Source organism: Proteus sp. TJ1640 (assembly GCF_003144445.1).
Classification (GTDB): domain Bacteria; phylum Pseudomonadota; class Gammaproteobacteria; order Enterobacterales; family Enterobacteriaceae; genus Proteus; species Proteus penneri.
The window spans coordinates 62,588-84,903 of record NZ_PENY01000005.1; the positions used below are offsets into that span (position 1 = coordinate 62,588).

The window sequence follows — 22,316 nt, forward strand, 5'->3', positions numbered from 1 at the left end:
CATCTTTTACGTAAGGGTTTCACGTTATGCGTATTCCTCGCATTTATCATCCAGAACCACTCACAGCAGGTACTCAAACAGTATTAGGTGAAGAAGCATCTAATCATGTTGGGCGTGTATTAAGAATGTCTAGTGGGCAAAAACTGGCTCTATTCGATGGTTCAAATCAGGTATTTGATGCTGAAATCATAGAAAGCACAAAAAAGTCAGTCACAGTGCAAGTTAATGTAGGCATTGTTGATGATAAAGAATCCCCTCTCGACCTCCATTTAGGGCAAGTGCTTTCACGAGGCGAGAAAATGGAGTTTACTATTCAAAAATCAGTTGAGTTAGGGGTTAATACGATCACACCACTGATCTCAGAACGCTGTGGTGTTAAACTTGACCCTAGCCGTTTAGAGAAAAAACATCAGCAATGGCAAAAAATTATTATCTCGGCATGCGAGCAATGTGGTAGAAATAGCATCCCACAATTAATGCCAGTGATGTCATTAGAAGAATGGTGTGCTCAAGATGATGGTAGTTTAAAACTCAATTTACATCCTCGGGCTAACCAAAGTATTAATACCTTACCCTTACCTGTTAAAAAAGTGCGCTTGTTGATTGGCCCTGAGGGGGGACTTTCCCCTGAAGAAATCGCTATGACAGCAGAGCACAATTTTACTGATATTTTATTAGGTCCTCGTGTATTAAGAACTGAAACAACAGCACTCACCGCAATCACCGCTTTACAGGTTCGGTTCGGCGATCTGGGATAAAGGAGAAGTAATGATTAAATTAGGTATTGTGATGGACCCAATTTCATCCATCAAAATCAAAAAAGACACCAGCTTTGCCATGCTGTTAGAAGCACAACGTCGTGGCTGGGAAATTCATTATATGGAGATGAACGATCTTTACCTACACCAAGGTGAAGCACGCGCTCACACTCGTTTACTCAGCGTAGAAGAAAACCCAGAAAAATGGTTTGAGTTTGGTCAAGAGCAAGATATTGCTTTGGGTGAACTAGATACCATTTTAATGCGTAAAGATCCGCCTTTTGATACCGAATTTATCTACGCAACCTATATTTTAGAACGCGCTGAAGATATGGGAACACTGATAGTTAATAAGCCTCAAAGTTTACGTGACTGTAATGAAAAACTCTTTACTGCATGGTTCCCAACATTAACACCCGACACATTAGTCACTCGTGAAGCTAAACATTTACGTGCTTTCCATGAAAAACACGGTGATGTTATTTTCAAACCACTAGATGGTATGGGTGGAGCATCAATCTTCCGCTTGAAAAAAGATGATCCAAATGTAGGTGTTATTATTGAAACATTGACCGAACATGGTCATCGTTTTTGTATGGCACAAAATTTCCTACCTGAAATTGTTAACGGCGACAAACGTATTCTTGTTGTTGATGGCGAACCTGTGCCTTATTGCTTAGCTCGAATTCCTGCAAAAGGTGAAACACGAGGCAACTTAGCGGCTGGTGGCCGAGGTGAAGCACGTCCATTAACAGAAAGTGATTGGGCAATAGCCCGTCAAGTTGCACCTATTCTTAAGCAAAAAGGCCTTATTTTTGTTGGCTTAGATGTTATTGGCGATCGCTTGACTGAAATTAACGTCACAAGCCCAACTTGTGCGCGTGAAATTGAAGCGGCTTATCCTGATGTATCTATAACAGGCATGCTAATGGATGCGATTGAAGTACGCTTAAACAAGAAAAACTAACTTTTAGACACTCTCATTAAAGGGTTTAAAAGTCTGAACCTAGCCCCTACATATAAATAAGTGGTGTACATTAAGAAATACAATGTATAAAAGGGCTAGGTTTTTTACTAAAAATAATCAGGGAACAGTATTACTATTATGAATTTACTTAACCATTTTCTTATTGCTATGCCTTCATTGAGCGATCCGTTATTTGAGCGTTCGGTCGTCTATGTTTGCGAACATAATGAAAACGGTGCGATGGGCTTAATTATTAATAAACCTATCGAAGATATCTCAGTGGAAGGCGTATTAGATCAACTGGAAATTTTTTCAACGGACAGAGACGAAGCGATTAGCTTACAAAAACCGGTGATGTCAGGAGGCCCAGTTGCAGAAGAGCATGGTTTTATTTTACATACTCCGATATCCGGTTTTAGCTCTAGCATAAAAATCAGTGATAGCACCATGATCACAACATCCAAAGATGTATTAGAAACCTTGGGCACAGCAAGACAACCAGAAAAAACATTGGTCTCTCTAGGTTATTCTAGTTGGGAACAAGGCCAATTAGAAAAAGAAATTTTAGAAAATAGCTGGCTAACCGTTGAAGCCTCACCTCAAATTATTTTTGATACTCCTATTGCTGAACGTTGGCATAAAGCCGCTGAATTAATTGGAATTAATATCCACACCATTTCCCCGATAGCGGGTCACGCATAATGTCAAACAAAACGGTAATGGGATTCGATTTCGGTACTAAAAGTATTGGCGTCGCTATCGGTCAAGAAATTACAGGAACAGCAAGACCTTTAGCTTCATTTAAAGCAAAAGATGGTATTCCTGATTGGGCTCAAATTGAAAAAATCATAAAAGAGTGGCAACCTGACTTAGTGGTTGTCGGCTTACCTCTTAATATGGATGGCACCGAACAGTTAGTCACAGCTCAAGCCAAAAAGTTTGCTAATCGCCTTCATGGTCGATTTGGTGTACAAATTGCATTGCATGATGAACGCCTTAGCACCGTAGAAGCTCGCGCTCATCTTTTTGAACGAGGTGGATACCGTTCCTTAGATAAAGGCAGTGTAGATGCAGCGTCTGCCGTTATTATTCTTGAAAGCTGGTTTGAACAACAATGCTAACAAGTGCCAGTCATGTAAAACGACTGTTCTTATTAATCTCGCTCTTAATCAATTAATCTCGTTGAATTAATCCTTCATGTTGACGTTGTTGGCGACTTAACATGAAGGTTTGCATGCCATATTCACTACCCGTTTGTATTAATGTTGTTACCTGGTGATATTTCCCTTCTCTAATAAGATGCGAAATGCCTTGCGTAACCCGCATTATTTCAAATAATGCCACTCGCCCACCGTCAGTTGAAGGCACCAACTCTTGTGAAATTATCGCCCTCAAACTGCACGCTAATTGTGATGAAATCCATTGTCGCTCATTACCTGTGAATACATTAGTCACGCGCTCAAGCGTTTGTACCGCCCCTTGAGTATGCAATGTTGCTAACACCAAATGTCCTGTTTCTGCTGCCGTTAATGCCAACTTAATGCTTTGTACATCTCTTAACTCACCTAGCATAATAACGTCTGGATCTTGACGTAAAGCACTCTTTATTGCACTTGCGCTATTTTGCACATCACGTCCAATCTCTCGTTGCTGAACAACACTTTGTTTATTGCTATGTATAAATTCGATTGGATCTTCTAATGTCAAAATATGCTGACGTTGATATTGATTTAAATGATTGATCATCGCGGCTAATGTTGATGACTTACCACTGCCTGTAGCCCCAGTAACTAAAATAAGCCCATGAGAATAGTTATCTAATAATGTTGAAACCGACTTAGGTACTCGAAGTTTATTTAAAGAAGGAATTTGTGTTTCAATTATTCTTAATACTGCAGAAACACCTTTTTGTTGACGAAATAAATTAACACGCAGTCGTTGTCCACAAGACAGTGTAAGCGCGGTATCAACCTGCCCTTCATTCTCAAAAGTTTGCTTTTGAACATCACTTAAAAAAGGCCTGAACCACGTTAGTAAACTATCTGAAGTGATAGGTTTACATTGATTTTGTTGATAAAGTATTCCATTGATCCGTAATCGTGGTACATCGCCACAACAAAGATGCAGATCAGACGCGTTATGCTTTACACTATACGCAATTAAATTTTCCATTTTCATCTTATTATCTCCTGAGTTGCCATGAATACTATTAAACAGAATCTCGTCAATGTCAGGTCTCACATTGACACAGCAGCACAGAAATGCGGCCGTTCTTCAAAAGAAATAACACTACTTGCAGTGAGCAAAACAAAACCTGCGAGCGACATCGAAAAAGCAATCGCGTGTGGACAAACTGAATTTGGTGAAAATTATGTCCAAGAAGGCGTTGATAAAATCCATTATTTTGCTGATAACCATACCTTAGTTTGGCACTTTATCGGCCCTTTACAGTCAAATAAAACACGCCTTGTTGCTGAGAATTTTGATTGGTGCCATACCATTGATAGATTAAAAATCGCGCAAAGATTAAGTGATCAACGTCCGGCTTCATTGCCACCATTAAATGTACTTATTCAAATCAATATCAGTGATGAAAACAGCAAATCAGGGATTAGTCTCACTGAACTTGATGGGCTAGCGGCACAAATTTCTATTCTTTCAGGCATTAAATTACGCGGATTAATGGCTATCCCAGCACCTGAAAGCAAGTATGACAAACAAGTTGAAGTGTTAGAAAAAATGCATCTTGCATTTAAGCAATTACAATCTCAATATCCCGATATAGATACGTTATCTATGGGAATGACGAGTGATATGGAAGCAGCTATTGCTTGTGGTTCAACACTCGTTCGTATTGGTACAGCAATTTTTGGCGCAAGGAATTACGCGACTAAGTAAAAATAGAGGTTTATATGGAACATCGTAACATCGCTTTTATTGGCGCTGGAAATATGGCTCAGGCCATTATTGCAGGGTTGGTTCAAGGTGGATATCCTGCACATAAGATAACCGTCAGTTCACCTTCTTCCGTTCGCCGTGAACCTTTAGAAAAAGAGTTCGGCATTCATAGTACTAATGACAATATTGATGCCGTTCAAAAAGCAGATGTTATTGTACTGGCAGTAAAACCACAAATGATGGAAGAAGTTTGTAAGCCCTTACAAAATATCGCAATGAGTAAAAAGTTAGTCCTCACTATCGCGGCTGGTATTCCTGCTACTCGATATAACGACTATTTTGCAACTCAATTACAACTCGTTCGTATTATGCCAAATACTCCAGCACTGGTAGGTAAAGGCTTAAGTGGTATGTTCGCGCACAATTCACTTTCATCTCAAGATAAACAGTTTGCCGACGAATTAATGAAAAGTGTCGGAACAACTGTTTGGGTAGAGCAAGAATCTGCCATCAATGATATTATCGCCGTTGCTGGTAGTGCACCTGCTTATTTCTTCTTGTTTATGGAATCAATGCAACAAGAAGCTGAACGTTTAGGTTTTTCACCTGATGTAGCAAGAGCCATCGTGCAACAAGCAGCAAGTGGTTCTACTGCCTTAGCTGAAAAACAACATATGTTACCTTTCTCAACTTTACGCGAACAGGTAACATCAAAAGGTGGAACGACAGCGGCTGCACTTATGCAGTTTTATGAAGGTAAATTACCTGAAAACGTCGCTTCTGCCATGCAAGCTGCGATTAAACGTGCGCAAGAAATGGAAAAACAATTTTAATTTCATCAGGGCCAACTAATGAATTTTTTAAATTTCGTCATTCTGACTCTTCTTCAACTCTACACATCCGTCCTTCTATTACGTGTTTGGATGCAATGTGTCAGAGCTGATTTTTATAATCCTTTTTCACAATTTATCGTCAAGATCACACAGCCAATTGTTCGCCCATTAAGAAGCGTTATTCCTTCTATTGGCCCTATTGATACCGCTTCAGTCTTATTAGCCTATATACTCATTCTGATTGGTATTATTATTCCATCTTACTTATCAGGAACATCAATTCCTTTCTCCTTAATGTTCCCATTTGCCTTTATTGAACTGCTCACAGCAGCAGGTAAGATGATTTTTTGGTTGATCATTATCCGCGCAATTCTTAGCTGGGTAAGCCAAGGACGTAACCCAATTGATCATCTTTTATTTCAATTAACAGAACCTTTAATGGCACCCATTCGTCGTATCATTCCGGCAATGGGCGGTTTAGATTTCTCTGCAATGATTGTTATTCTTGTGCTTTACGCTCTAAATTATCTGCGCGTAGACGTTTTACAATGGTTACTTAGCGTAACGCTTTACTGAGGATGACACTCATGCAAAAAGTTGTTCTCGCAACAGGAAATCCGGGAAAGGTCAAAGAGCTAGCCTCTTTGCTTTCTGATTTTGGTTTAGATATTGTTGCTCAAACAGAACTTGGTGTTGATTCAGTTGAAGAAACTGGCTTAACCTTTGTTGAAAATGCACTGATTAAAGCACGTCATGCTGCAAAAGTGACCGGTCTTCCAGCAATTGCTGATGACTCAGGTATTTCGGTAGATGCGTTAGGCGGTGCTCCGGGTATTTACTCAGCACGCTATGCAGGTATTGATGCAAGCGATCAGCAAAATCTGGATAAATTGCTTAATGCAATGAAAGATATTCCTGCTGAAAAACGCCAAGCACAATTTAACTGTGTATTGGTTTATATGCGCCATGAGAACGACCCCACTCCGCTGATTTTCCACGGTATTTGGCACGGCGTATTAAGCACTGAAATACACGGTGAAGGAGGATTTGGCTACGATCCTATTTTCTTTGTTCCTGAATTAAATTGCACCGCTGCGCAATTAACTAAAGAGCAAAAAAATCAGCATTCTCATCGTGGTAAAGCACTTAAATTAATGTTGGATGCCCTTAAGAATGCTTAAGTTGCCCCCATTAAGTTTATATATTCATATTCCTTGGTGCGTACAAAAATGCCCTTATTGTGATTTCAACTCACACACCTTAAAGGGTGAAGTACCGCATCAGGAATATGTGCAACATTTACTCAATGATTTAGATGCTGATCTTATTCATGTTGATTCTCGTGAAGTTCAAACAATATTTATTGGTGGTGGAACACCAAGTTTATTAAGTGCTGAATCAATGGCTGATTTGCTTTATGGCGTTAAAGAACGTCTAGCTGTTAGCCCGAATGCAGAAATTACCATGGAAGCGAATCCAGGAACCGTAGAAGCTGAGCGCTTTGCTGGATTCCAACGTGCTGGCGTAAATCGTATTTCTATTGGTGTGCAAAGTTTTGGTAATGATAAACTTATTCGCTTAGGGCGCATTCATGATGCAGATGAAGCTAAAAATGCGGCTCGTTTAGCCAAAAAATTAGGCTTACGGAGCTTTAATTTAGATTTAATGCATGGATTACCAGACCAATCATTATCTCAAGCGCTTTCGGATTTACAGCAAGCAATAGAATTATCGCCACCCCATTTGTCTTGGTATCAATTAACCATTGAACCCAACACACAATTTGGTTCCCGTCCGCCTAAATTACCTGATGACGATATGCTGTGGGATATTTTTTCAGAAGGCGATAAATTATTGACAGCCGCAGGATATCAACAATATGAAACATCGGCATATTGCAAACCGGGCTTTCAGTGTGAACACAATTTAAACTATTGGCGTTTTGGGGATTATTTAGGTATCGGTTGTGGTGCTCATGGAAAAATAAGCTTTGAAGATGGTCGCATCATGCGAACAGTAAAAACCAAACACCCTAAAGGTTTTATGGAAGGCCGTTATCTTGACCAGCAACATTTTGTTGATAATGATGACCGTCCATTTGAATTTTTTATGAACCGTTTTCGTCTATTAGAAGCATTTCCAAGACAGGATTTCAGCGATTATACTGGGCTTTCTGAAGAGGTTATTCGCCATCAGATAGATGAAGCTTTGGCTTTAGGTTATATCAATGAAACAGACACTCACTGGCAAATTACACCTCATGGCAAGCTATTCCTCAACTCATTGCTTGAACTATTTCTTTAATATTACTGATTTCAAATAGTTCGCTTAAAAAAATGCCCATACTGTTATTCTCAGTTGGGCATTTCTCTTTAATAACAAACCTTAAAGATTAATAAATTAAAGCGCACTCTCTACTGCTTCAATTTGTTTAGCTAAGCTATCTAAACCACCACCAGAGAGATACCAAAGATCAGCTTGCAGATAAACGATATCACCATTTTTATAGGCTGAAGTTGTTTTTATAGCATCATCTTCAAATGCGTTTTTTTCTAATTTATCCGCGCCAATCGCTTCGCTACGATCCACAATAAAAATAACATCTGGATTAGCTTTTGCGATCATTTCTGATGTAACTATACGACGTTTACCTTTATCTTCCTCGGCAACAGGTGGTAATTCTGCTCTTTTTGCTTTAACAACATCATAAACAACACTTTGATTATTAGGCATTAAATTGCCAGCATTGTGTAATAACACTAATACTTTTTTATCAGATCCAGTGGCTTTTTTCTGAGCTTGCTCAATAACGGCATTTAATTTAGCTATTTGTTCTTGAGTCGCTTGCTGTTTATCAAATAACTCACCTAATAATTTGATATTCGACTCAACTGAATTGAGATAATTAGCGCTATTAGTACCTAAATTAACAGTAGGTGCAATTTTCGCTAAAGCTTCATAAGAGGCACCTTGTCGACCAGTAATAATGATTAAATCAGGTTTAATTTCAGCTAATTTTTCTAAGTCAGGTGCTTTCATGCCACCGACATTAGCAACATTACTTGCAATACTTCCTTTAATATAAGCAGGCGCATTACCTAACGGTAACCCGACCACTTTATCGGCTAAACCTAACTGAACTAAAGAATCATAGAGACCAAAATCAAATAGAACCACTTTTGATGGGTTCTTAGCGACCGTTGTTTCACCCAACTGATGTTTAATCACCATCTTGTCACTCTGCTGACTAATAACTTGGTTAGGTTGATATTCAATTGGCGTTTTGCTTAACACAGAGAAGCTCGTTACAGAAAGGATAGATGCGATAACTAAAGGAAGGATCTTCTTCATTAATTTAGCCCTGTTTAAGTGGAATACTCAAACAGGGCATTCTAAACAGCTCCCCTCACAAGTCAATTGAATAAGAATGATTTTCATTGTTATTTTCAATTATTGTGAATTCGTCATTTATAAAGCTTATTAACTATCTGGTTAATAACTCAATCATTAGAGAAATGGAGCAGCTACTTCTTTAATGCATTAATTAATTCAACTCGCTGATTTTCCATTTGGGTTATCTTACTACAAGCTTGCTGACCAAATTGAGTAAACGCTGCTTCTTGTTGCTTCCACTCCTGATCTATAATCTTTTGGAAACCATCTAAGCTTCCTAATAACCCACCTAATGCTTTTTTACTGTCACCACCAGCAGCCGCTAATAACTGTTTTTTCCCCAATTCATTAATGCTGTCTTGCAACATACCACCTAGGCTGCTTTCTACGATTTCACGGCCTTTGGCTTCAACTTCTTTAATCGCTTGAGCATGAAAGGTGATGTTATTTGGTTCTATACTAACCACTCTATCCATTTGTTGATTAAGATCTTTTTCTAACCTACTTAATCTATTGAGAATATTGCTTTCTTTACCAAAAGCTTCAATTACTACTTTATCAAGTACTTTGCGAGAATCTTGCAGTTTTGCCCCTGTTTCAGTTCTTAACCAAGGTACGTCTCGTCTTACTGTAGCTTGATATTTTTTGGCTAATTCTTGTTGCTGTGGTGTCAATGTGGCGCTTTTTTCATTTTGAAATAATGACCCGTCAGGATAAATTACCATTAAACTATTTGAACCAGCGACTTCAACAAATTCAGAGGTTATGCGTAAATCATCTTTTGGCATTACAGCACAATCAAAACTGGGAGATGCATTGGCAGAGCCTGCAACAAAAAACAGTGCAACAGCAACATTTCTTAAATTCATAACAACTCTCCTGAAAACATGGCTAAAAAATCGAACGCCCAACTTTGTTTGCTAATAATTCAAGTGCTGCACAACCTGCTAATGAGTTACCTGATTTATCCAGCTCTGGTGACCAAACTGCAACGGTAAAAGCATCAGGAACGACAGCAATAATGCCACCTCCAACACCTGATTTTCCTGGGATCCCAATACGAAATGCAAATTCACCGGCACCATCGTACATACCACAAGTTAACATTAACGCATTTATTTGACGGGTTTGTCTTGGCGTAATAATCTGATTTTTATTCCCAACACTTACCCCCTGATTCGCTAAATAACTAAAACATCGCACTAATTCAGTACAACTCATTTCTATTGAACAATAGTGAAAATAAGTCTCCAGCACCGTGATAACATCATTCTCAAAATTACCAAAAGATTTCATCAGATAAGCAATTGATGCATTTCGATTAAGATGTTCCATCTCTGATTTTGCAACCACTGAGTTATAACAAATATCAGGAGCATCCGTTAAAAAGCGAATAACTTCTAACATTCTTTGCTTTGGTGCACTTAATCGAGACTGCAACATATCTGTGATAACAATAGCACCTGCATTAATAAAAGGATTCCGAGGTATCCCTTTTTCCATCTCTAATTGTATTAAGGAATTAAAAGGCAGACCTGAAGGCTCTTTTCCTACTCGTTGCCAAATTTCATTTTCTTCATAACGAGTTAAAGCGAGTGTTAAACTAAGTACTTTAGAAATAGATTGAATAGAAAAACGTTTGTCTGCCATACCCGATTGATAGAGTTCACCATCCACCGTATAAACAGCCATAGCAAGCTGTTCTGGCAATACTTGGGCTAACGCGGGGATATAATCCGCGACTTTTCCTTGCCCGATTAATGGGCGAATTTGTTGCAAAATATCTGACAGTAATGCGTTAGATAACGTTGTAGTCACAGTCCCTTCCCCAGACAGACAAGGGCATCCTTTTGGATGCCCTTGTAATTATTTGCTAAATGTATAACTTTCTATCAGTCCCACCAAACATCAAATAGTTCAGAGGTCTGTACATCTTGCATTTTATTCTCTTTTAGGAAGTTTTCGACTAATTGGCGATGCTCTTCTGTACATTTACCAATTTGTTGTAAGCAAATTAGGCCTTCCCAGCTCAGGTAACCACTTGCATCAAATGCCAGCCCATTTGGCTCAATGACTTTGAGGATCAGTTCATCAACAAAGCGATCCACTTCCTCAATTGGGGTATTTTCTGGGAAAGTCCATTTAACTGAAAAACCTAATTCCTGAAATTCATCGATACGCATTTTTTTGCGTAAACGGCGACTACGTTGTTTAGCCATTATTTTACCCTCTTAAACATAAGATCCCATACACCATGCCCCAAACGATGACCACGCTTCTCAAACTTAGTCACTGGGCGTGTTGCTGGTCGTGGTACATAATCCTGAGTTTCTGACAAATTCTGATAGCCTTCAACACTTGTCATCACTTCAAGCATATGTTCTGCATATGGTTCCCAATCTGTCGCCATATGAAAAACACCGTCTAACGTTAATTTTTTTAAAATTAATTCTGCAAAAGGCACTTGAACAATACGGCGTTTATTATGACGCGCTTTGTGCCACGGATCAGGAAAGAATAACTGAACCATTTTTAAGCTATTATCTGGGATCATGTGATTGAGTACTTCAATCGCATCATGACACATGACTCGCAAATTAGTTAATTGTTCTTCTTCAGCACTTGCCAGACAAGCACCCACACCCGGTGCATGTACTTCAATACCGAAATAGTTATTTTCTGGTGTATTTTTTGCCATAGTCACGAGCGATGCGCCCATGCCGAAGCCAATTTCTAAAATTACAGGCGCTTCGCGTCCAAAAACCTGACTGAAGTCGATGGGTTCCGGTTGATATTCAATACCAAAGACAGGCCACTGTGTTTCTAATGCTTGCTCTTGACGAGGCGTTAAACGGCCTTGTCTACGAACAAAACTACGAACGCGTCGTAAGGCACGCCCTTCTTCATTGAATTCCGGAGAAATTACATTCTTGATCATGTCTAATACTGTCAGTCGTTAGGCCAATTATTTACTTAAAACCGTTATAATGTCGCTATAGTGCAACTTAACCGACATTATCCAAAGATCACTAAGTTTAGCAAGAGTCGTTTATAGAAGCATCACTCTATAAGATAAATATTAAGAGTGTTTACAGTTTATTCTCTCTGTGGTGCAATCTTATCTTAATCAGAACATGAGTTAATAAAATAAAACATGATGGAAGCTCTGCAATTTTCGCAAGTCGTACTTAATTGGTATCACAAATATGGGCGTAAAACGCTCCCTTGGCAGCAAGAGAAAACGCCTTATCACGTTTGGTTATCTGAGGTAATGTTACAACAAACCCAAGTTGCAACGGTTATTCCTTATTTTGAGCGTTTTATTTCACGCTTTCCTGATGTCGCTACGTTAGCTAAAGCACCATTAGATGAAGTGCTTCATTTATGGACGGGCCTTGGTTATTACGCAAGAGCCAGAAACTTGCATAAAGCAGCACAACACATTGTAGATAAACATCAAGGACAGTTTCCTGATACCTTTGAGGACGTTTGTGCTTTACCGGGTGTTGGGCGTTCAACTGCTGGTGCTATTTTATCGTTATCACTGAAAAAACCTTACCCAATCCTTGATGGTAATGTGAAACGTGTTTTAGCACGTTGTTATGCCGTTGAAGGCTGGCCGGGTAAAAAAGAAGTTGAAAAAAAATTGTGGGAGATCAGCGAAAACGTTACCCCAACTGTAGGTGTCGAGTATTTTAATCAGGCAATGATGGATTTAGGTGCAATGGTTTGTACTAGAAGCAAACCTAAATGTGAACTATGTCCACTAAATACAGGTTGTATCGCTTATGCTCAAAACAATTGGGCGGATTATCCTGGGAAAAAACCTAAAAAAGTTATCCCAGAGAAAATAACTTATTTTCTTATTTTACAATATGATAATCTGGTTTGGTTAGATAAAAGACCGCCAGCAGGAATATGGGGGGGATTATTTGCCTTTCCTCAATTTGAAACAAAAGCGCTTTTAGAACAGTGGTTAACTGAGCATAGGCTCGATAATAATGAATCAGAACAACTAATTTCATTTAGGCATACTTTTAGCCACTTTCATTTAGATATTGTGCCAATTTGCGTAAAACTCTCAGCGTTTACCTCTATGATGGAGGAGCAAAAAGGACTTTGGTATAACTTACAGGCTCCTGCAAACATAGGGTTAGCAGCACCTGTAGAGAATTTACTTAGACAATTAGCCTAAGCTAATCCCTGCGATATTGAGGATTTATTATGAGCAGAACTATTTTTTGTACTTTCCTAAACAAAGAAACTGATGGACTTGATTTTCAGTTGTACCCAGGAGAAATTGGAAAGCGCATTTTCAATGAGATATCAAAAGAAGCATGGGCTCAATGGATGGCAAAACAGACCATGCTTATCAATGAGAAAAAACTTAACACCATGAACCCTGATGATCGCAAACTATTAGAACAAGAAATGGTACGATTTTTATTTGAAGGCCATGATGTTCATATTGACGGCTACACTCCACCTGAAAAATAATATTCACTTTTCCAGAGTCTTTAAGGCTCTGGTATTTTATTCACCATAGCGATTCAATTGACCATGAAAAAAATCCTTCTCTTGCTAATTATCGCCCCACTACTCATTTCATGTAGTAGCCAACCCTCTAAGACATTTGAACCTGATTATGCAAAGGACACCAATGCGTTCGATATTCTTATGGGACAATTTGCCAATAATATCGAAATGATTTGGGGTATGAAGGAAGTTTTAATAGCCGGTCCTAAAGACTACGTAAAATATACTGACGCTTATAAAACCCGTAGCCATATTAACTTTGAAGCGGGTACCATCACGATAGAAACATTAGGTGGTGATGCTCCTCAATTTCAATTACATAAAGCGATTATCACAACGTTATTGATGGGCGAAGATCCAGGCTCTATCGACCTCTATTCTGATGTCAATAACATCCCTCACAGTACAGAACCTTTTTTATCTGGGCAGGTTCTTGATAATACAGGGCAACCTATACGCTGGGAATGGAGAGCCAATAAATTTGCTGATTACCTGATTGCTAATAAATTACAAAAACGCCAATCTGGTATAAATACAATTTGGTATGTCACCATTAATCTTGTTCCTAACCACCTTGATAAACGTGCTCATAAATATTTACCGTTAGTTCAACAAGCGGCAGCTAAATATGGTGTTGAGCCTTCGCTTATCCTAGCTATTATGCAAATTGAATCAAGTTTTAACCCATATGCCGTGAGTAGTTCTGATGCTCTAGGTTTAATGCAGATCATGCCAGCAACGGCTGGTCGAGATGTATTCCGCATGCAAGGTAAATCAGGACAACCAAGCCGCAGTTACTTGTTTGATCCAGCTAATAATATCGATGCGGGTGCTGCTTATATTTCAATACTACAAAACAGCTATCTTGGTGATATCAAAGATCCTATTTCCCGCCGCTATGCCGTTATACAGGCTTATAACGGTGGTGCAGGTAGTGTGTTACGGATCTTCCATAACGATAAGAAACAAGCAGCTGCCATGATTAACAACTTAGAACCAACGCAAGTGTATACCACATTACGTAATAAGCACCCTGCCGACCAATCTCGTCGCTATCTTGAGAAGGTCAGTACAGCTCAACGTAACTATCGTTAGTTAATAATTAGTCTAAAAAATAAAGCTTCCTCAATAAATTTGGGGAAGCTTTTCTATAATTACGATTCGATAGCTCGTCTTATCACATTTCTATCATCATTTGTTATGTATACCACTAAACCTTTTTAACTCCACTTTTGCTCTTTTTTCATGAAAAATAGCGTTTTATTAATCAATAAGTTTAAAAAAACAGCAATCAAACGGTTTTGTGATAAATAACATTGACGAGCAAAGCGATATCGGGTTTAATACGCCCCGTTGCCCGAATAGCTCAGTCGGTAGAGCAGGGGATTGAAAATCCCCGTGTCCTTGGTTCGATTCCGAGTTCGGGCACCACTTTCACTTCTACAGTGGTCTCCTCAAGTCAAGTAAACTCCTTTATATTCATTGAATTACCTTGTATTATCACTCATCGAGCTTCACTGACTTCAATACGACTCAACCTAAATCAAGCGTCTATTGGGGGCTTTTTTAGGGGCTCATCGTGTTCAATGTAATTTTTGGGCCCCCATTATGGCACTTAGCGCCCGGCAGATACAAACTGCCAAACCTAAAGACAAAGAGTATAAGCTCTCTGATGAGCGTGGACTTTACCTTCTCGTTAAACCTAATGGCTCTCGTTACTGGCGGATGAAATATCGCTTCGCAGGTAAAGAGAAAAAATTATCAATTGGTGTTTACCCTGACATTTCTCTTGCCGATGCGCGCATTAGACGTGATGAAGCCAGAAAGCTATTAGCCGAAGGTTACGATCCATCTGAGCAAAAGAAGCTAGAGAAGCTCGCTAAAAAGATCACCGTAGAAAATACATTTAAATCTATAGCTATCGAATGGCACACTTATAAATCATCAGAATGGTCTGGAAGCTATGCGAAAAGTGTTCTTGATGCTTTAGATAAAGATATCTTTCCTTATTTAGCTAAACGCCCTATTGCCGAGATCTTTCCTTTAGAAATGTTGGAGATCTTACGGATGATCGAAAAGCGTGGAGCTTTAGAAAAAATGCGTAAGGTTAGGCAATTCTGTAATAAAATCTTTAGTTATGCTATTGCAACAGGGCGAGCGACGGTTAATCCAGCCGCAGAACTCACCGAAACGCTTAAAGCACCAAAAACAAAACACTTCCCTCACCTAACCACTCAAGAGCTTCCTGAACTATTACAGAAGCTTTCTGAATACACAGGCAGTCCTATTACTCGTTTAGCCACTAAACTGCTGTTATTAACCGGAGTGAGAACTATTGAGCTTAGAGCCGCTAGCTGGAGTGAGTTTGATTTGGATAATGCACTTTGGTTAATTCCTGAGAAAAGAATGAAGATGCGTAGACCGCATTCTGTTCCTCTTTCAAAACAAGTGCTTGATATCTTAAAAGAACTACATGCTTTTACGGGCCAATATCAATTAGTTTTTCCAGGACGTTGCAATATCAATCAGCCGATGAGTGAAGCCAGTATCAATATGGTCTTAAAACGATTGGGGTATGATGGTAAAGCGACGGGACATGGTTTTCGCCACACAATGAGCACGATATTGCATGAGAAAGGATATAACTCCGCATGGATTGAGACTCAGCTTGCTCATATCGATAAGAATGCAATCCGCGGTACATATAACCATGCTCAGTATATGGATGGACGCAGAAAAATGATGCAGTGGTATGCGGATTATATTGATGAATTGGAGTGTGGGGCTGGAAATATGGTCGTGTGAATTTTAAACAATAAACAGCCATCTTTACATCTAAACGTAAAGATGGCCGTTATGCTGGTTATTTTTTATACATTTAAGCGATAGTTGGGTCTACACGTAGTGTATATGGTAAGAACACAGGATTTGTACAGTTACAGTATAGAAGTGAATGTGTGAAAGTATTGAGAGATAAAGGATATACGTAAAAATTAATAAGATATTAAGTGAATTACTTACTGAAAAATAGTCCTCCCTAACTCACAGTTAGCGGTAAATGATTGAAGAAACGGGTTTTGGTGTGGGTAACCTCTACCTCCTCACCGACCAAGCCGGACAGTTGATTATCCCATTGGCTGAGGAGTGAGGTAGATAAGAGAGAACCCTGTATAAAATGGGGCTCTCTATAATTTATTATTTTTTTACTATTAACTCTTTCATATGTAATAAACTGATATCATTACTATTCATTTTTGGCTCATTAGCAAGATCAACTGCTATATGATACTCCTCCGATGTTATGGGGATGTTATATTCACTGATATGGTCACAAATAGTTTCAAATGCTAGGCCTCTTTCATCATATTCTATATAGTTAATTGCATCTTGTAATAGCTCAGTATTTAAGCGATCAAAAAAGAGTGTTCCAAAGTTTTTAATTTGGATATCTAATTTAGTCATGATGTATAATTCTCACTTAATTGGCTTATATGCTTTAGGTACTGGATTTGGGTCAGGAAATGCAGTTATTACTTTACCCGTTGAAGGTAAGTAAACAACCCTGATCCTAACTCCATCTCGTTCTTCGTAAGCAACCCATCTAGCTGGTTTACCTTTACTAGTAAAGGTAAACCAGTTCCAGTTTGTGCATACCATTGAGTCGTTGGTGATGTAGTTATATCACCAATTTCATGTATTATTTTTTCTGATGGCCAATTAGATGGAAACGTTGTCTTTCCTAGGTTGCCAGGGAATATGTGTCCACCACTCTTAAGGTTATCACCATATAATATGTGCTGCTTCGCTTCAGGGGAAAGTATATCTACATAATTCTTAGGGTCGACTTTTCCTATCGTATCCTTATAAGGCAATGAGTTCCCATCAAACTGTCCATTAGGATGCTTAACATCAATCACTTTTCCTGTATCTTTAAAGCTATATTGACCCGTTCCTGCATCCCAACTAGGTATTTCCTTACCACTTTTTACAAAAGCTAAATATGCCTTCGCAGCCACAAATTGAAGTGCTTTCGCTTCTGTTGTTGGAGGCGTGCTACTTAATATTTCAGCAGCTTTTTCAGGTGTCATTTCCTGCTGTGTTAAAAATACCTCAAGCGGAATACCTGTCAAATTACCCCACGCGATTAAAATTCCAAGTGCTGGATCTTGCCCCTCTGGATGTGTTCCTTTTACAGCTTTCGTTAAGGCTGCATTGATTTCTTCTATACTGCCATCATTTTGGGCTATTGAAACCGCTAGTGATGAAACTGATTGCCCATAATCAGCCATACCTGTTGGCAGATCTTGAGGCTTGAAGAAGTTATTCTCAACAATAACACTATGTTACAGATAAAATATAACGATTATTTTCTAGCTCATCAGAATTCAAATTTACTAAAACGTGATTTCCATTCGGGTTAATTAATATCCACTCGAATGGATCAACATTTTCATTTGATATTAAACAATTGGTGCTCAAAAGATTGCATAATTCTTTTACTATTCTCATGGCTGTACATGTTATATTTTCATCTCTTATAAAGACCATACAATTAAGTGAAAAGTCACCTTCTATAGGAGTAGTAATACACCATATTTTTATTTCATCACTTAATGGCGTATCAACATAATCATCTGATATAAATATGTTTTTCTTTAAGACGCCAAAAGCAGTAGCCATAGCATTTTTTAAATCTTTTTTAGCTACGTTTTTTTCAATGATGATATCAAAACCACTCATTTCTGGTTCCTTTTCCACGTATCAAGGGCTTTTATTCTAGCTTCAGGGCTAGTATTCATATTGGTCAGAATATCTCTAGCTTTTTGCGTATCGCCAAATTGTTTGTATACACCGAGAGCTTTAAACTCTGCTCTAGTAAGAGTTGTAAAACCATCTCCAGAAACAGGGTATAAAACACCCGATTCTTTTCGCTCATAAGTTCTATTATTAACGGTGATTGTATTTCCTTTAATTGATGCCTCACCATTTTTTATTGCGGCCATATCTTTTGCTACATCTACAGAATTATCGATTACAGTATTTAGTTCTTTCGTCGTCGTTTTTTGATTAATACTATTAAAATTATGTCTACTATTTGGTGTTTTAATATCATTAATCCAATCAGGCAACTGATTTTTATTAGCAATTATATTGCTATCTTTAGGAGATGTAACTCCTGATTTAGCAGTGTTTGAACCATCAATACTTTGGCTACCTTTCGGTGGAACTACATTTGGCTTAGCAACATCTTTTCCAAACTGTTTTACTAAAGCGCCTGAGTTTGCGACCGCTGACATACCACCCAATAGGTAAATCGACCCGACATACATACCTGCACGCGTTCGTGCTTCTTCATTGGTATAACCGAAGTTTTTAAAGGCTTCAGTATAGGATTCCAATAGATTGTACGCCTGCTGTGCTTCGGGTGAAGTCGAGTTCAATAACCGTTCGATTTCTTGATAACCAGCCTGCGCTGTTTTTGGATTTTGATACGTCAAACTGACGTAGGTATCTATCGTTTCGAATGCGTCTTTTCTAGCAGCGGTACATTCAGGTGAAACACCGCCTGCACAGGCATCAAGTAATCTTTGTGTTGTTTCTGTATCTTTAATTCGCAGCTCAGCGAGTTTCTGTTGCTCGACTTCAGTGATCTTACCTTGCTTCTCTTTTAGCTCCAGTGAGGTTTTTTGACGATATTCTGAGTCATTCAGATAGTTATTCTCAACCGCATTCTTCCCAGCTTGCGAGCCAGTAATCGCACCCGCCATATCACCGGTAGTCAGTCCACCAGCAAGACCAGAATCCAATTGACTTAATGCACTGACTTGCTGTTTTTCACGTTCAGTGAGTTCACTCACGTCTTTATTAGGGAAGAGCTCTTTCGCAATATATCTCGCTGCTAATTCACCACCACCAGCACCTAATCCACCCGCAGTAGCAGATTGATTATTTAGCTCTGCAACTACAGCACCCAATACGGCATGCGCCATGGCATTGGTTGCTTTGTTAACCTCACCAGTAGCAGGGTCAGTTGTAAGCTCTTTAATCTTAGTTGCTAAGTACGGCGATGAAGCACTTGCTAACGCTCCTGCTAAGTTATCACCTGCTAGGCCTTGCAGTAATCCAGTCACCGCTTGGGCGGCTTTTTGGAAGTCGCTGCCGGTGCCATATTGTGCCATGGCATTGTTGTAGGCTTGGTCTTTAATGGTTTGCTCGGTAGGTGTTTTACCCGCCGCTTCCAGTTGTTTTTTGGCGACCGCTAACGCATCGGGGTCTTTCTGCGCTTTCAGACCCGCAATATCTCCTTCGGTGCGGATGATATCCATGGTCTGATTACCGATTTCACCAATTAACTGGGCTTGTTTTAAGCGCTTTTGCTCTTTTTCTTTATCAAAGGTAGGGTTGATACTGCCGTCATTGGCATGGTCGGTATCACGACTGAGTTGAGTGATATCTTGCGTTTGATTGTCCGTATCACGGATTAACCATTTCCCCTCAGAGACGGCAGCGTGGGTAGTGCCTTCAGCCAGTCCGCTGTTGTTGGCGTTTGATAATAATCCGCCAGCGGCATTGGTCACCAGTTGGCTACCAATTGGGCCACCGGTGCCAATCGATCCGCCCGTGTGTTCGGCAGTAAAGTCGGCTTTATTGTCGATATCTTTCCAGCCTAATGTGTCCGTATCAAGGCGGTTTTTATCTTTGCCCGCAGTGGATGCAATCACCGCACCATCAAGCTGAGTATGGTCTTTGACGTTGACATCAAAGCCGCCTTTACCAGCAAATATACCGGTTTGTTCTTTCACACTGTCGTAGTTACTGTGTATCTTGTCTTTGCTGGCACTGACGCCGCAGTGGCATCAAAGGCCGAGTCTCCCGCAAACAGGACGACATCACCGGTTTCAGCAATCGCATTCAGTATACCATTAGTCACCTGTGATGCCAGATTTTCACCCAGTGTATCCCTGACCTGCTGCTTCCAGCACGCATTACTTTGCTTCAGGGATTCACGGGTTTTATCTCCAGTTAGTGAGTTATTCTCAACAACAATTATTTATGATTAATTGCATATGATTAATCAATATTCATTCTCTATGCTTCTTTATGCATTAATTTTCGTAAAAAATCACGAGCTTCTTTTTTAGCTCGCCCTTTCCCTTGAAGACTTTTTTCATACTCTTGTACAGTCAAAATTTCATTTTTAGTTATACTATGATCTATAGTCGAGAGATCGAACTCTATTACAAATTGTTTATTTACTAAATAAGCATAAATTTCAACGCACTGGTCTATTCCTTGATATAAAATATCTACCGAATTTAAAAAAGAAAACTCACTTTGAAGAAATGGTAAAATAATTTCTTTTTCAATTTCTTTGAATTTTATTAACTCATCATTATTATTCATGTTTAATTTATAACTCCATGAGTTGCTGTAACTAAATTTCCGTGCTTATCAGTAAGGATAGTCATTTTATTCGTAGGACCATTACTAAATTTATCAATTCCAATTTGTTTATCTAAAATTATTGTTCGTTGATATAATATTTCTTCCTTACCTGTTGCTTTATTCAATGACGTTTGAGTCTTACTTATCGGTATCTTTACTACCTCTGGATTTTGTAATAATGATTTAAGTTCGGATTCACTAATTGTAAATTGGCTAGCATTTGAATTTCCAGAAAAATGACGTTTGATAACATGCTCCTAGCCAGCTTTTGAATTGCCATTTTGGACATTTATACGGGACTGAGTGATCGGATTAGCTAAATTACCTTTATCTATCGCATTAGGGGATCCATTTGAAATTTGATACTCACCTGCATTAATTTTCGAATCATTTGGCTTCCATGCACCACTGGATGACTGCGAGGTTGGATTAGAAGGCGATTTTGTTGGTATGACATCACTCGCTTCTTTTATAAGCTTATTAGCACCATCAAGATCACCAGCTTTTAATAGTAATTTGGCTTCTTTCAGTGGTTTTGTGAAAACTTTAGCAAAAGGCAATGTGCCCGCCGCAGCTAATGTGTAATCAATCCAGTCATCTGCTTCAGCAAAACTTTTAAAATCACCGACCACTGGCACAAAATCAATACCTAAAGAAGCGGCTTCTCTGAAGAACTTATCGCGATCTTCTGCCATTTTAGCTGAGCAGGTACCTGCACTCATTCCTGCGCAGTTTTCTTTTTTATAGCGCTCAATTTCGGCGTTTACACGTTCTTCAGCGACTTTTTGAGGAGTTTTCCCCGCTGCTTGAGCTTCAACAAGATCACTGAGCGCATTATTCTCAACCGCATTTTTCCCAGCTTGCGAGCCAGTAATCGCACCCGCCATATCACCGGTAGTCAGTCCACCCGCTAATCCTGAAGCCAATTGGCTTAGTGCACTGACTTGCTGTTTTTCACTTTCCGTGAGTTCACTCACGTCTTTATTCGGGAAGAGCTCTTTCGCAATATATCTCGCTGCTAATTCACCACCACCAGCACCTAATCCTCCTGCGGCGGCGGATTGATTATTTAGCTCTGCAACTACAGCACCCAATACGGCATGCGCCATGGCATTGGTTGCTTTGTTAACCTCACCAGTAGCAGGGTCAGTTGTAAGCTCTTTAATCTTAGTCGCTAAGTACGGCGATGAAGCACTTGCTAACGCTCCTGCTAAATTATCACCCGCCAGCCCTTGCAGTAATCCAGTCACCGCTTGGGCGGCTTTTTGGAAATCACTACCCGTGCCGTATTGTGCCATGGCGTTGTTGTAGGCTTGGTCTTTAATGGCTTGCTCGGTGGGGTTTTAGAAGGAAATAAAAGCGGAGTTAAAACCAGACTATATTCAGTGGGTTACTTGCCGAACAGGGGGGTAAACTAACCCTAGCCCACAACTCACTATTAGCGGTAAGTGGCTGAAGAAGTTGGGGTTTGAGGCGGGTAGCCAC

General features: G+C 39.4%; 26 protein-coding genes and 1 tRNA gene. 14 read left to right on the forward strand and 13 right to left on the reverse strand.

Going from position 1 to position 22,316, the window contains the following annotated elements; genetic code table 11:
• Positions 1–26 precede the first annotated feature (26 nt).
• From rsmE to ruvX, 4 genes are all read left to right on the forward strand, one after another.
• Positions 27–758 carry a 16S rRNA (uracil(1498)-N(3))-methyltransferase gene (gene rsmE / locus DK861_RS01440; RefSeq protein ID WP_109399045.1) on the forward strand — a complete coding sequence of 244 codons (732 nt, stop codon included), beginning with the start codon at positions 27–29 and terminating at the stop codon, positions 756–758.
• Between the two features lie 10 nt (positions 759–768).
• Positions 769–1,725, forward strand: a complete 957-nt coding sequence (gene gshB, locus DK861_RS01445; RefSeq protein ID WP_023581014.1) for a glutathione synthase — start codon at positions 769–771, stop codon at positions 1,723–1,725.
• A gap of 138 nt (positions 1,726–1,863) precedes the next feature.
• Positions 1,864–2,427, forward strand: coding sequence for a YqgE/AlgH family protein (locus DK861_RS01450; RefSeq protein ID WP_109399046.1), 564 nt, complete (start codon positions 1,864–1,866; stop codon positions 2,425–2,427).
• A complete protein-coding gene (ruvX, locus tag DK861_RS01455) occupies positions 2,427–2,846 on the forward strand; it encodes a Holliday junction resolvase RuvX (protein WP_006534822.1) in 420 nt (139 codons plus the stop codon). Before DK861_RS01450 ends, ruvX begins: the two co-directional genes overlap by 1 nt.
• A 52-nt stretch (positions 2,847–2,898) precedes the next feature.
• Here the strand turns inward: ruvX and DK861_RS01460 are convergent, their stop codons facing one another.
• Entirely contained in the window at positions 2,899–3,903 is a 1,005-nt protein-coding gene (locus DK861_RS01460) for a PilT/PilU family type 4a pilus ATPase (RefSeq protein ID WP_109399047.1), read from the reverse strand.
• A 21-nt stretch (positions 3,904–3,924) separates the two neighbouring features.
• On the opposite strand from DK861_RS01460, the gene DK861_RS01465 reads away from it, so the two are divergent.
• From DK861_RS01465 to hemW, 5 genes are read left to right on the forward strand one after another with little or no spacing between them, the layout of a single operon-like run.
• Positions 3,925–4,623 carry a YggS family pyridoxal phosphate-dependent enzyme gene (locus tag DK861_RS01465; protein WP_109399048.1) on the forward strand — a complete coding sequence of 233 codons (699 nt, stop codon included), beginning with the start codon at positions 3,925–3,927 and terminating at the stop codon, positions 4,621–4,623.
• A gap of 14 nt (positions 4,624–4,637) precedes the next feature.
• Positions 4,638–5,456 (forward strand): pyrroline-5-carboxylate reductase, encoded by an 819-nt coding sequence (gene proC, locus DK861_RS01470; RefSeq protein WP_072063544.1) that lies wholly within the window; start codon positions 4,638–4,640, stop codon positions 5,454–5,456.
• A gap of 18 nt (positions 5,457–5,474) precedes the next feature.
• On the forward strand, positions 5,475–6,032 hold the full coding sequence (locus DK861_RS01475) for a YggT family protein (RefSeq protein WP_109399049.1): 558 nt from the start codon (positions 5,475–5,477) through the stop codon (positions 6,030–6,032).
• A gap of 11 nt (positions 6,033–6,043) precedes the next feature.
• Positions 6,044–6,637, forward strand: a complete 594-nt coding sequence (locus DK861_RS01480) for an XTP/dITP diphosphatase (RefSeq protein WP_109399050.1) — start codon at positions 6,044–6,046, stop codon at positions 6,635–6,637.
• On the forward strand, positions 6,630–7,760 hold the full coding sequence (gene hemW, locus DK861_RS01485; RefSeq protein WP_109399051.1) for a radical SAM family heme chaperone HemW: 1,131 nt from the start codon (positions 6,630–6,632) through the stop codon (positions 7,758–7,760). Before DK861_RS01480 ends, hemW begins: the two co-directional genes overlap by 8 nt.
• Positions 7,761–7,856: 96 nt before the next feature.
• Here the strand turns inward: hemW and DK861_RS01490 are convergent, their stop codons facing one another.
• The 5 genes from DK861_RS01490 to trmB all read right to left on the reverse strand — a co-directional run bounded on the left by DK861_RS01490 (position 7,857) and on the right by trmB (position 11,787).
• The gene (locus DK861_RS01490; protein ID WP_109399052.1) at positions 7,857–8,807 is read right to left on the reverse strand and encodes a siderophore ABC transporter substrate-binding protein; all 951 of its coding nucleotides are present in this window, start codon (positions 8,805–8,807) and stop codon (positions 7,857–7,859) included.
• 173 nt (positions 8,808–8,980) lie between these two features.
• Entirely contained in the window at positions 8,981–9,718 is a 738-nt protein-coding gene (locus tag DK861_RS01495; RefSeq protein ID WP_109399053.1) for a DUF2884 family protein, read from the reverse strand.
• 22 nt (positions 9,719–9,740) lie between these two features.
• Positions 9,741–10,667, reverse strand: coding sequence for a glutaminase B (gene glsB, locus DK861_RS01500; RefSeq protein WP_109399054.1), 927 nt, complete (start codon positions 10,665–10,667; stop codon positions 9,741–9,743).
• 74 nt (positions 10,668–10,741) lie between these two features.
• Positions 10,742–11,068, reverse strand: coding sequence for a YggL family protein (locus DK861_RS01505; RefSeq protein WP_006534836.1), 327 nt, complete (start codon positions 11,066–11,068; stop codon positions 10,742–10,744).
• Complete coding sequence (gene trmB, locus DK861_RS01510) at positions 11,068–11,787, reverse strand: tRNA (guanosine(46)-N7)-methyltransferase TrmB (protein ID WP_109399055.1); 720 nt, start codon at positions 11,785–11,787, stop codon at positions 11,068–11,070. The genes DK861_RS01505 and trmB overlap by 1 nt, the downstream gene beginning before the upstream one ends.
• Before the next feature lie 216 nt (positions 11,788–12,003).
• Between trmB and mutY the strand changes: the two genes are divergently transcribed.
• From mutY to DK861_RS01535, 5 genes are all read left to right on the forward strand, one after another.
• On the forward strand, positions 12,004–13,044 hold the full coding sequence (gene mutY / locus DK861_RS01515; RefSeq protein ID WP_072063549.1) for an A/G-specific adenine glycosylase: 1,041 nt from the start codon (positions 12,004–12,006) through the stop codon (positions 13,042–13,044).
• Positions 13,045–13,073: 29 nt separating this feature from the next.
• On the forward strand, positions 13,074–13,346 hold the full coding sequence (locus DK861_RS01520) for an oxidative damage protection protein (RefSeq protein WP_109399056.1): 273 nt from the start codon (positions 13,074–13,076) through the stop codon (positions 13,344–13,346).
• Between the two features lie 63 nt (positions 13,347–13,409).
• The gene (gene mltC / locus DK861_RS01525) at positions 13,410–14,480 is read left to right on the forward strand and encodes a membrane-bound lytic murein transglycosylase MltC (RefSeq protein ID WP_109399057.1); all 1,071 of its coding nucleotides are present in this window, start codon (positions 13,410–13,412) and stop codon (positions 14,478–14,480) included.
• Between the two features lie 260 nt (positions 14,481–14,740).
• Positions 14,741–14,816 (forward strand) — tRNA-Phe (locus tag DK861_RS01530).
• A 177-nt stretch (positions 14,817–14,993) separates the two neighbouring features.
• On the forward strand, positions 14,994–16,190 hold the full coding sequence (locus DK861_RS01535) for an integrase arm-type DNA-binding domain-containing protein (protein WP_109399065.1): 1,197 nt from the start codon (positions 14,994–14,996) through the stop codon (positions 16,188–16,190).
• 390 nt (positions 16,191–16,580) lie between these two features.
• On the opposite strand, the gene DK861_RS01540 is transcribed toward DK861_RS01535, so the two are convergent.
• The 7 genes from DK861_RS01540 to DK861_RS01570 form a co-directional block, all read right to left on the reverse strand.
• Complete coding sequence (locus DK861_RS01540) at positions 16,581–16,847, reverse strand: MafI family immunity protein (protein ID WP_109399058.1); 267 nt, start codon at positions 16,845–16,847, stop codon at positions 16,581–16,583.
• A gap of 68 nt (positions 16,848–16,915) precedes the next feature.
• The gene (locus DK861_RS18555; protein WP_204101238.1) at positions 16,916–17,674 is read right to left on the reverse strand and encodes a hypothetical protein; all 759 of its coding nucleotides are present in this window, start codon (positions 17,672–17,674) and stop codon (positions 16,916–16,918) included.
• 49 nt (positions 17,675–17,723) lie between these two features.
• Positions 17,724–18,125: a hypothetical protein gene (locus tag DK861_RS01550; RefSeq protein ID WP_109399059.1), complete on the reverse strand. Its 402-nt coding sequence runs from the start codon at positions 18,123–18,125 to the stop codon at positions 17,724–17,726.
• The gene (locus tag DK861_RS01555; RefSeq protein ID WP_343377237.1) at positions 18,122–20,188 is read right to left on the reverse strand and encodes a VENN motif pre-toxin domain-containing protein; all 2,067 of its coding nucleotides are present in this window, start codon (positions 20,186–20,188) and stop codon (positions 18,122–18,124) included. The genes DK861_RS01550 and DK861_RS01555 overlap by 4 nt, the downstream gene beginning before the upstream one ends.
• The gene (locus DK861_RS18560) at positions 20,185–20,316 is read right to left on the reverse strand and encodes a hypothetical protein (RefSeq protein WP_275425636.1); all 132 of its coding nucleotides are present in this window, start codon (positions 20,314–20,316) and stop codon (positions 20,185–20,187) included. Before DK861_RS18560 ends, DK861_RS01555 begins: the two co-directional genes overlap by 4 nt.
• A gap of 158 nt (positions 20,317–20,474) precedes the next feature.
• Positions 20,475–20,789, reverse strand: a complete 315-nt coding sequence (locus DK861_RS01560; RefSeq protein WP_109399061.1) for a hypothetical protein — start codon at positions 20,787–20,789, stop codon at positions 20,475–20,477.
• Between the two features lie 299 nt (positions 20,790–21,088).
• Complete coding sequence (locus DK861_RS01570) at positions 21,089–22,129, reverse strand: VENN motif pre-toxin domain-containing protein (RefSeq protein WP_109399063.1); 1,041 nt, start codon at positions 22,127–22,129, stop codon at positions 21,089–21,091.
• Between the last annotated feature and the right edge of the window lie 187 nt (positions 22,130–22,316).